Consider the following 2,395-nt stretch of genomic DNA (forward strand, 5'->3'; position numbering starts at 1 on the left):
GTTGATCAGCGCGCAAAAATGACCAGGTTTTCGGGGTTTTCAGCGTCCAATTTTGACCACCCCGGAGTGTGTGCAACCATCCGGTTTTTGGACCGGAGAACCTGGGGTGTTAATCATGGAAACCGTGCTGAAAATACGGCGCATGCATCAGGTGGACGGCCAGTCCATCAGTGCCATCGCCAAAGTCACAGGCCTCTCTCGCAATACCGTTCGCAAGTACCTTCGCCAACCTCCGTCTGAGCCGCCCAAGTACCGCCGCCAGCAGCCTGCCAAGCCTAAGTTGGGCGAATTCGAGCCGACACTGACCCAGTGGCTGGACCTCGATGCCCAGCGACCCAAGCGCCAACGTCGCTGCGCCAAGCAGCTCTTTGAAGACCTGCAGCGGCTGGGCTACCAAGGCGCCTACGACAGCGTGCAGCGCTTCGTCCGTGACCACAAAAAGCAGCCCGCCAAGACGGCGGCCTTTGTCCCCCTGACGTTCGCGGCCGGCGAGGCCTACCAGTTTGACTGGAGCGAGGAGGAGGTGGAGATTGGCGGCGTGGTGCAACGGGTCAAGGCGGCCCACTTTCGTCTCACCCACAGCCGCCAGCCCTTCGTCATGGTGTTTCCCCGCGAGACCCAGGAGATGGTGTTTGCCGCCCACGATGCAGCGTTTCACTACTGGGGCGGCGTGCCGCGTCAGGGTATCTACGACAACCTCAAGACCTGCGTCGACCAGGTGCTCGACGGCAAGGAGCGCCGTTTCAATCCCCGTTTCCTGGCACTGATGAGCCACTATGTCATTGAGCCGGTGGCCTGCACGCCTGCCTCGGGCTGGGAGAAGGGCCAGGTCGAGAAGCAGGTCCAGGACGTGCGTCGGCACTGCTTCACCCCCAGACGCAAGGTCGACAGCCTGGCCGAACTCAACCGCCGCCTCATCCAGGAGCTGGAGCAGGCCGCACAGACACGCCCGCATCCGGACGACCCGTCCCACACGGTGTGGCAGCGCTTCGAGCTGGAGCGGGCCGCCCTGCGTCCCCTGGCATCCCGCTTCAATGGCTATGTGGAGCGGGAGCTGCGCGTCGACAGTACCTGCCTCATCCACTTCGACCGCAACACCTATAGCGTCGACAGCCGTTACGCCCATCGGCACGTGACCGCCAGGGTCTTCGCCGACCGACTTCAGGTGTACGCCCAGAGCGAGCTTATCGCCGACCACCCCCGTCAATTTGGCCGGGACAAGACCCAGTATGACCCTTGGCACTACCTCGACCTGCTGGAATACAAGCCCGGCGCTCTGCGTCACGGCGCCCCCTTCAAGGCGTGGGCGCTGCCGCCGGCATTGAGCCGCTTGCAGCAGCAACTGATGGCCCGCAAGGGCGGTGACCGGGACATGGTCAAGCTGCTGCTGGCCGCCCGGCAGGACGGACTCGACCTGTTGGAGCAGGCCTGCCGGCAGGTACTCCAACTGGGCGGCAGTTCCGCCGAGCTGGTGCTCAACCAGCTGCAGCGGCTACGCCGCCCCGTCGAGGTGCCGGTGGTCCATGCCCAGGTGCTGCCACTGACCCGGCCACCAGAGGCCAACTGCCAGCGCTATGACCGCCTGTTACCGGGAGGTCCGCATGTCAGCCGATGAGATCTACCAACGCCTGCAAGGGCTGAAACTGTTCGGCATGGCCGCCCTATGCGACGAGCTGCTGGGACATAGGGAGCGGCCCCTGCCGCCGCCGGAGCAGTGGCTCAGACGGATGATCGAAGCCGAAGAGTCCGAGCGTCAATGCCGCTCGATCCGCTACCAGATGGGCATTGCCAAATTCCCGCTGGCCCGGGATCTGGACAGCTTTGACACCCACGACTCACCGGTGAGCCCCGAGCAGTTGTCTGCGCTGGATCGGGATGACTTCCTGGCACAGAAGCGCAACCTGTTGCTGATCGGCGGGACCGGCACGGGAAAAACCCACCTGGCCATCGCCTTGGGACGCAACGCCGTACGCCGGGGCAAGCGGGTGCGCTTCTACGGCGTGGTGGACCTGGTCAACCAGTTGGAGCAGGAGAAAGCCGCAGGCAAAGCTGGACAACTGGCCAACCGGCTGGTCAATGTCGATGCCGTGATCCTGGACGAACTGGGTTATCTGCCGTTTGCCGAAAGCGGTGGCGCTCTGCTGTTTCATCTCATCAGCAAGCTGTACGAGCGCACCAGCCTGATCCTGACCACCAACCTGACCTTCAGCGAATGGGGCAAGGTGTTTACGGACGAGAAGATGACCACGGCGATGCTGGATCGGCTCACTCATCACTGTGAGATCATCGAGACCGGAAACGACTCCTACCGCTTCAAACAGAGGATGAAATCAGCCAGCTAACCCTGGTCAATTTTGGACGCTGATCCCTGGTCATTTTTCGATGCTGATTGACA

At 62.7% G+C, this 2,395-nt stretch carries 2 protein-coding genes; both read left to right on the forward strand.

All coding sequences use genetic code 11. The features are described from left to right. Window positions 1-115: 115 nt before the first annotated feature. Window positions 116-1,615, forward strand: coding sequence for an IS21 family transposase (istA, locus tag BN1134_RS03685; protein ID WP_052449411.1), 1,500 nt, complete (start codon window positions 116-118; stop codon window positions 1,613-1,615). Further along, window positions 1,602-2,342 carry an IS21-like element helper ATPase IstB gene (gene istB, locus BN1134_RS03690; protein ID WP_042045314.1) on the forward strand — a complete coding sequence of 247 codons (741 nt, stop codon included), beginning with the start codon at window positions 1,602-1,604 and terminating at the stop codon, window positions 2,340-2,342. Before istA ends, istB begins: the two co-directional genes overlap by 14 nt. The last annotated feature ends 53 nt before the right edge of the window (window positions 2,343-2,395 follow it).

The organism is Aeromonas simiae, assembly GCF_000820125.1.
In the GTDB taxonomy this organism is placed as follows: Bacteria; Pseudomonadota; Gammaproteobacteria; order Enterobacterales; family Aeromonadaceae; genus Aeromonas; species Aeromonas simiae.